The sequence below is a fragment of the Desulfotomaculum copahuensis genome (assembly GCF_001655685.1).
GTDB classification, from domain to species: domain Bacteria; phylum Bacillota; class Desulfotomaculia; order Desulfotomaculales; family Desulfovirgulaceae; genus Desulfotomaculum_G; species Desulfotomaculum_G copahuensis.
Window position 1 is genome coordinate 140,597 of the sequence record NZ_LYVF01000002.1, and the last position, 6,924, is coordinate 147,520.

Here is a 6,924-nt window from a genome sequence, read left to right on the forward strand (position 1 = left end):
TAACAGCCGCATGGACCTGTATTCCCGGACTGACACTACGAATCTTTACTGCCGGAGAAATATCCCGTCTTATTTTTTGCGCACACTGACAGACCGCCATTAGAGCTCCAGGTATACCGGGAAGGCTGTTCACGGAGTCACTGCCGGAATGCTGATTTTGACGCAGGCCCCGCCGGCAGGGGCATTAAATGCTGCAATCGTACCCCCGTGTTTTTCCACCAGGGTTTTAGCGATATACAGCCCCAAGCCGGAGTGGCCTTTTGAGCGCGAACTTTCGCCGGCCCCGCGGTAGAACTTTTTAAAGACGTTGGGCAGGTCTTCCGGGGCAAAACCGGGACCGGAATCGCAAAAAGTCATGGTCAGCTCAGTTTCCGTCAAATTAACCTCCCAGCTGATGTTTCCTCCCCGGGGCGTAAAACGCAGGCTGTTGCTGAAAAGGTTGTCCAGGACTTCCGCCAGACGATCCGGATCCAGCGCCAGGGGCCGGTTATTGGCCCTTTGGTCGTCAAGCCTGGCCGTAAAGCCGGTTCCCTCCGCCATCGCCATTTCCCGGTAAGAAGCAGCCTTCTCCGCTACATAAGCCGGTATATCCACCGGACGGCGGTTCACGGTAAACTCCGGCGCGTCTATTTCCGCCACCGCCCGCATTTCATTCACCAACCGGATTACCCGCCCGGTGTTGCGGTTGATCGTTTGCAGGTATTTTTCCAGGCGCTCCGGATGTTCCCCGCCCCTTTCCAAAAGCCCCTCGACGTGACCCCGGATGATGGTCAATGGCGTCCGCAGATCATGGGTGAGCGCCGCGATCATCTCCCGCCTTTCTTCCTCCACCCGCCACTGACGGACCAGGGATTGCCGCAGGGCGTCCCGCATGGTTTCAAAGGCCCGGGATAATTGTCCGATTTCGTTATTGGCTTCGTAACTGATGGTGAAATCCAAGTCCTGCCGCCGGATGCGCTGCGCAGCAGTAATCAGTTCCCGCACCGGCCGGTTTAAACGCCGGGAAAAGCTCCGGGCAACCCAGTAAGTGAAAAAAACAAAGGAGGCAAAAGGGGCCAGCCCCATCCCCAGTATCAGCAACCCCGGCCAGTATTTCTGACCGGGATTGGCTGCCGTTGCCTGCAACCGGTAGCGCAGGGCCACGGCGCCGGCCAGGTGCCCGTTGGCAAGTAAAGGTACGAATCTGGTCACTGTTGCCGCGAAAGGATCACCGGTAACTTTATTTGTATTCAATACCCGGATTAATTCCGCCCCGCTCCCCACTACCGGACCGGCAATAGTACCATAGCGAATATTCCCGTCCCTGTCCAGTACCTGGTACTGCATCCCTTCCCCCGGGACAACCTGTTCCAGGGCGGTCCGGCGCGCGGGGTCCAGAAGAAACACCCCCTGCTCTTGAATGTATTTTTCAACGGCAGGCAGCTTCTTTTCGTAATAGTTGGCGGGTAAAACCGGAAGCTGACGCCAAACCAGCAGGGCGGCGCCCCAAATGCCCAGGGTGGTGATAAAGCTGAGCAGCAGCACCAAAACAAAGCTGATCATGAATTGGTGTTTGAGGGGAAGTTTGGCTATGCTCACCGCTGCCGCCTCCATTTGTAGCCGGCTCCCCAAACGGTGGCCAGATAGCCGTCCGGGGCCGGGCATCCTGCCGCCGCCAGTTTGGCCCGTATTTTTTTCACGTGTTCGGTTACCGTGCTGGAATCACCGGCCGCTTCCAGCCCCCATACTCTTTCGTAAATTTGCTCTCTGGAAAACACCTGCTCCGGGTGCAGGGCCAAAAACTCCATGATGGCAAATTCGCGGTTCGTCACGGGAATATTCTTCTCCTGCCAGCAAACGGTATGACCCTTTAAATCCAGGGTGAGTCCGTCAAAACGCAATACACTGCGGCTGCGGCGGTCCATAGAACGCCTCTCCCGGCGCAGGTGGGCGCTGATCCGCGCCTTCAGTTCCCGGAGGCTGAAAGGCTTGACCATGTAGTCGTCACCACCGGTGGCCAACCCCCGCACACGATCGTCCTCGCCCTGCCGGGCGCTTAAAAAAATAACCGGGCAGGAAACTTCGTCGCGAATGGCCCGGCAGACCGCATACCCGTCACACCCCGGCAGCATGATATCCAAAATAATCAAATCCGGTTGTTTTTTTGCGGCAGCAATTGCGTTTTCCCCATTGCCGGCCGTCCAGACCTGGTAGCCCTCATCGGTCAGGGCGTCGCGAATGAAAGCCACTATTTCCTCCTCATCATCCACCACCAGGATTTTTTCTGACATAATGGCACACCTGCCGATCATCTCAAGTGGGATCAACAGCTCCCGATCCTGCTTATATCTTATCCCATCCAGTATAAACCATCAAGGAATGTCATGTCATGACTAACGGATTAATAGGAGTTATGCTGCAAATCCCCGGAAGTGAATTTTATAGCTTTCGCCCCGGTCTTTATGAATTCTTTATAATTATTTGCTAAGCTATTTCTCGTTCAAGAAATTTGTAGGGAGGAAGGAAAAAATGACGGCATACCTGCTTGAAACCAGAAACTTAAAGAAGTATTTTGGCCGGCAGCCGGCTGTAAACGGTGTTTCCCTGCAGATCCCGGCAGGCTCGATATACGGGTTGCTGGGCCCGAACGGGGCGGGGAAAACGACCACTTTAAAGATGCTCACCGGGCTTTTGCGCCCCAGCAATGGAGAAATTACCGTTTTCGGCGAACCATGGCAAAGAAAGCATCTGGAACGCATCGGAGCGCTGATTGAGTCCCCTGCTTTATACGGAAATTTAACCGCCCAGGAAAATCTACTGGTGCATACAAAGTTGATGGGGCTGCCCAATGACAGAATTGATGCGGTGCTGGAAACGGTCGACTTAAAGAATACGGGCTCAAAAACAGCCGCCCAGTTTTCCACCGGCATGAAGCAAAGGCTGGGCATCGCCATCGCCCTTTTAGGCAGCCCGGAATTACTCATTCTTGATGAGCCGGCGAATGGTCTTGATCCCTTCGGCATTCAGGAACTGCGTGAACTAATCCGCTCTTTCCCGGCAAAAGGAATGACCGTTATTCTATCCAGCCACATACTGACAGAAGTTGCCCAACTCGTGGACCACATTGGTATCATCAGTGACGGCAAACTGAAATACCAGGGCGCAATCAGCCATGACGAGGATCTGGAAGCACTGTTTATGCAGGCGGTAAGGGGGGCGAAAAAATGATCAATATAATCCAGGCGGAATACATGAAATATAAACGTACGTTTACCAGAAAACTGATCGTCCTGGCCCCGTTGTTTTTTACCATTATTGCCTTGCCGCAGAAATTTCTCATGCTCGCTAATCATTTATTTTTAAGACCGTGGCAGCTGCTCCTTGATCAGATTTATAACATTTGGCCGGTAATTTTTATCCCCCTTGGCACAGCCCTGTTTGCCGCCCTGGTGCAGGCACAGGAAAAAAGGGCCGGCAATTACCGGGGCCTGCGTATGCATAATGTTTCGCCGGTTGCCCTCTGGACGGGCAAAATCATTGTCATGGCCGGACATACTTTGCTGGCCACACTGGTTTTGATGATCAGCATCATCATTTCCGGGCTGATTACAGCCGGCGGCGCTGTTCCCTGGCTGAAGATATTTGCCGGTGGTTTTACCATCTGGTTTGTATCGCTGGCCATCATACCATTGCAATTGTGGGCGGCGACCTGGCCAGGCATCGTCGCCAGCATGACCCTGGGGATTTTGGGTTTGATAGCGGGGGTTGCGGCTGCACCCAGGGCATACTGGATCTATATACCCTGGAGTTGGCCGGCCAGACTAATGTGCCCGATCATCGGTGTACACCCCAACGGGACGCTCCTGGAACCAGGGAGCAGACTGCTCGATCCCGCGGTAATCCTCCCGGGATTCGCAGTATCCCTGGCTGCTTTGCTCATCTTTACCGCCATAACAGCCTGGTGGTTTAACAAAAGGGAGGTGCTTTGATGCTCCCAATTCTGTCTGCCGAATGGTTGAAAACAAAACGTACATCTGTGCGCTGGCTGACCTTGTTAACACCCGTTGTTACAGCGGCAGTAATTATCTGGTATTTTTCGTTAAAACCAGCCGTATCTGATTCGTCAACAGGTGTATTTCAATGGTTCTTTGGCTTATGGGCGACAATAGTCATTCCCCTGGGCGCCGGCTTATTGCCGGGGATAATAATTCACCAGGAGGAACTGGCGGGCAGTTTCAATGGTTTTCTCGGCAGTAAATTGCCGCGCACCAGCCTGTACCTGGGCAAACTGCTCCTGCTCATAATGCTGTCAACGGCAAGTACTTTGCTCGGGACATTGTTACTGGTGGCCGGAACAGATTGCCTCTTAAACATACCCGCCCCCTGGCCCATTTTTATCGCAGCGGCAATAATGGCTGCACTGGGTACTTTACCGCTGCTGGCCATGCAACTGTGGGCAAGTTTGGCCTGGGGAATGGGGGCATCAATCGGCATTGGCGGCGGCGGTCTGCTCATAGCGGCTCTTGCGAGTACAAGCCTGGGTAACCGGATCTGGCAGTTTTTGCCGTGGGCATGGCCGGCGAGATTATCCATACTCCCCGGCATCTATTTACTATATCAACCCGGCATGCAGGTTCCACCGCCAAGCATCGCTTCAGGTTATCCCATTCATGAAACCATTAAAGGGATTATTCCCGCTGCCGTTTTTTTCATCGTTGTGCTGGTTGGCGGCATAACCTGGTTTAAGAAATGGGAAGGCCGGAAGATCTATGAATAAAACAAAGCTCTCCGGTCATTACCCTTCCCCCATTCCATAAAAAACCAGAAAAACATTATTGGGGTAATTGAACAAACCCGGCAGTAGTGAAATGAACATCAAAAGCGAAGGCGTCTGTAATTTTCATTTTCTTCATCAAAGCAAAAGAAACTGCGTCGGTTAGGGAAAAGGGTTGATCGTCATATTTACGTAAGATTATTATTGCCTCCCCGGTAAGTTCAGGATCAGTATAAATGATTTTAACCTTTAGTGAAGAGGCAATTCTTTCCCACCAACCCAGGGCTGCCTTCGGGCCACAATCCAGCCTTAATAAAATGTATGTTTCGGCTACCACCAGATTAGTGGTCAGAAGTTCATGATATTCTTTAAAAATCCCTTTATAAAAGGTGCCGGCTGTTTCATGATACTGATCGCGGCGGTTGGTTACCGCTACCCAGGCGGAAGTATCCACAAATATTCGCTTCAAGCTTTCCAGTTTTCCTTTTCCCGCAAAACAAGATATTGGTCGTGCCGTTCGGAGAGATCCGGCGTTTTGCCGGAACCCAGGCCGATAATGTCGAGGGCGGGATCATGTAAGCCGGGCTCCTTTTGCAGACCCTGGTAGAGGTACTTTCTAATTAGTTCCGCCTGGGATACCTTTTTTCTTTTTGCAATCAAGCACAATTGTTGATGCAAAGCCTGGTCCACGTACACCTGCAAGGGGATTTTTTTCATGAATTGATTCACCACCACTTTTGATTCATGTAATTATTTTACATGAAAAGGCGGAAAATAGCAATGCCTCCGCTTGCAAACATACGCCAATACATTTTTACATGTTCTGTTCCATCAGCACATTTAAATCCGGCATTATTTATCAGCCACCCGGTACGGCCCCGCGGATAATTTTAAAAAGTATATTGACTCTCACGTTACGTCATGGTTTATGCTTAATCCGGAGGCGAGGAAAATGGCATACACCGTAAAGGCGGTGGCAAACATGACAGGGGTAAGTATTCGCACCCTGCACCATTATGATCAAATTGGCCTCTTGAAACCCGCTTCACTTACTCCGGCCGGCTACCGGCTTTATAGTGACGCCGACATTGATAAGCTCCAGCAGGTACTTTTTTTCAAGGAACTGGAGTTTAGCCTGGAGGAAATCAAGGTAATTTTGGACCGGCCGGATTTTGACCGGAAGAAGGCACTGGCGGCACACCGGGAGCTTTTGCTGGAGAAAAAGAAGCGGCTGGAGGAATTGATCGGGTTGGTGGATACCACGCTGGAAAATCTGGAAAGGGGTAAGAGCATGACCGGAAAAGAATTTTTCGCGCCTTTCGATATGAAGAAAATCGAGGAGGCCAAAGAAAAGTACCGGGACGAGGCCCGGCAGAAGTATGATCCGAAACTGGTTGCAGAATCCGGAGAGAAGACCTCGCGTTACACGGAAGCGGACTGGCGGGCCATTCATGAGCAGGAAATGAGCATTTACCGGCGGGTGGCAGCCGCCATGGATGCGGGTAAGGACCCGGCGGACACTGAGGTGCAGGAAGCCATCGGGGAACGCTACCGGGAGATCAACGAGCGGTACTACACCTGCACACCGCAGATCTTCCGGGGTCTGGGGGAAATGTATGTGGCGGACAGTCGCTTCACTGCATTTTACGAACGGTTGCGCCCGGGGATGGCGGAGTTCATGCGGCAGGCTATGGCCGTCTACAGTGACAGCCTGGAAAAGCGGGGAGTGTAAATTATTTTATGCAAATAGCTCTTGCCTGCCAGGGTTTTCCGGGGATAGCGTGGGTGGTCCAAAGGCCACCCCTCTATCATTTTCTAGCTATAGCCGGCTTCATCCCCTGAATAGATTAAATCAAGTGCTCCTAATCCCGCCTGCCATATGGCTTTTTGGCCCGGATGAAGGCGCTGACCACTGCCCCGTTTAATTCATTGCGTTCGGATTCGGATAAACCGGAAAGGATTGACTCCGCCAATGGATCGGTAAGATCGTAGACCCTGGTGATCTCCACCTCTATACCGGCAAATCCGGCGGCGGCCAGTTTATCGCGGTATTCCTTCTCCTGCAGGGCACCGGCCACGCAGCCCGCCCAGGCCATAAGGTCTTGCTGCACCTTCAGAGGAAGGGACCTGGTCAGCAATATGTCCGACACGGCGAACCGGCCGCCGGGTTT

Annotated in this window: 8 protein-coding genes and 1 pseudogene; 4 read left to right on the forward strand and 5 right to left on the reverse strand. The window is 52.4% G+C overall.

All coding sequences use genetic code 11. The annotated features are described in order from the left end of the window. Nucleotides 1-129: 129 nt before the first annotated feature. Together A6M21_RS00615 and A6M21_RS00620 are read right to left on the reverse strand one after the other, a co-directional pair. Nucleotides 130-1,578, reverse strand: coding sequence for a sensor histidine kinase (locus tag A6M21_RS00615; RefSeq protein WP_161485971.1), 1,449 nt, complete (start codon nt 1,576-1,578; stop codon nt 130-132). Beyond that, on the reverse strand, nt 1,575-2,270 hold the full coding sequence (locus A6M21_RS00620; RefSeq protein WP_066665923.1) for a response regulator transcription factor: 696 nt from the start codon (nt 2,268-2,270) through the stop codon (nt 1,575-1,577). The genes A6M21_RS00615 and A6M21_RS00620 overlap by 4 nt, the downstream gene beginning before the upstream one ends. 238 nt (nt 2,271-2,508) lie before the next feature. Here A6M21_RS00620 and A6M21_RS00625 point away from each other — a divergent pair, with 238 nt between their 5' ends. Genes A6M21_RS00625 through A6M21_RS00635 form a run of 3 tightly spaced genes read left to right on the forward strand, consistent with a single transcriptional unit; the run spans nt 2,509 to nt 4,756 of the window. Next, entirely contained in the window at nt 2,509-3,207 is a 699-nt protein-coding gene (locus A6M21_RS00625) for a lantibiotic protection ABC transporter ATP-binding protein (protein WP_066665925.1), read from the forward strand. After that, nucleotides 3,204-3,968 (forward strand): lantibiotic immunity ABC transporter MutE/EpiE family permease subunit, encoded by a 765-nt coding sequence (locus A6M21_RS00630; protein WP_066665927.1) that lies wholly within the window; start codon nt 3,204-3,206, stop codon nt 3,966-3,968. The genes A6M21_RS00625 and A6M21_RS00630 overlap by 4 nt, the downstream gene beginning before the upstream one ends. Beyond that, a complete protein-coding gene (locus A6M21_RS00635; protein WP_066665929.1) occupies nt 3,968-4,756 on the forward strand; it encodes a lantibiotic immunity ABC transporter MutG family permease subunit in 789 nt (262 codons plus the stop codon). Before A6M21_RS00630 ends, A6M21_RS00635 begins: the two co-directional genes overlap by 1 nt. A 55-nt stretch (nt 4,757-4,811) precedes the next feature. Here the strand turns inward: A6M21_RS00635 and A6M21_RS00640 are convergent, their stop codons facing one another. Further along, nucleotides 4,812-5,207: a type II toxin-antitoxin system VapC family toxin gene (locus A6M21_RS00640; RefSeq protein WP_242868715.1), complete on the reverse strand. Its 396-nt coding sequence runs from the start codon at nt 5,205-5,207 to the stop codon at nt 4,812-4,814. A gap of 11 nt (nt 5,208-5,218) precedes the next feature. After that, the gene (locus A6M21_RS00645; RefSeq protein WP_066665936.1) at nt 5,219-5,470 is read right to left on the reverse strand and encodes a CopG family transcriptional regulator; all 252 of its coding nucleotides are present in this window, start codon (nt 5,468-5,470) and stop codon (nt 5,219-5,221) included. A gap of 235 nt (nt 5,471-5,705) precedes the next feature. Between A6M21_RS00645 and A6M21_RS00650 the strand changes: the two genes are divergently transcribed. Beyond that, the gene (locus A6M21_RS00650; protein WP_066665938.1) at nt 5,706-6,485 is read left to right on the forward strand and encodes a MerR family transcriptional regulator; all 780 of its coding nucleotides are present in this window, start codon (nt 5,706-5,708) and stop codon (nt 6,483-6,485) included. 130 nt (nt 6,486-6,615) lie between these two features. On the opposite strand, the pseudogene A6M21_RS00655 reads toward A6M21_RS00650, so the two are convergent. Beyond that, nucleotides 6,616-6,924 (reverse strand): annotated as a pseudogene (locus tag A6M21_RS00655) (arsenite methyltransferase); the annotation flags it as partial.

Excerpts from the sequence above, each read along its gene's own strand:
- A6M21_RS00645 (WP_066665936.1), bottom strand. The coding sequence starts at position 5,470 with ATGAAAAAAATCCCCTTGCAGGTGTACGTGGACCAGGCTTTGCATCAA.
- A6M21_RS00620 (WP_066665923.1), bottom strand. The coding sequence starts at position 2,270 with ATGTCAGAAAAAATCCTGGTGGTGGATGATGAGGAGGAAATAGTGGCT.
- A6M21_RS00625 (WP_066665925.1), top strand. The coding sequence starts at position 2,509 with ATGACGGCATACCTGCTTGAAACCAGAAACTTAAAGAAGTATTTTGGC.
- A6M21_RS00650 (WP_066665938.1), top strand. The coding sequence starts at position 5,706 with ATGGCATACACCGTAAAGGCGGTGGCAAACATGACAGGGGTAAGTATT.
- A6M21_RS00630 (WP_066665927.1), top strand. The coding sequence starts at position 3,204 with ATGATCAATATAATCCAGGCGGAATACATGAAATATAAACGTACGTTT.
- A6M21_RS00635 (WP_066665929.1), top strand. The coding sequence starts at position 3,968 with ATGCTCCCAATTCTGTCTGCCGAATGGTTGAAAACAAAACGTACATCT.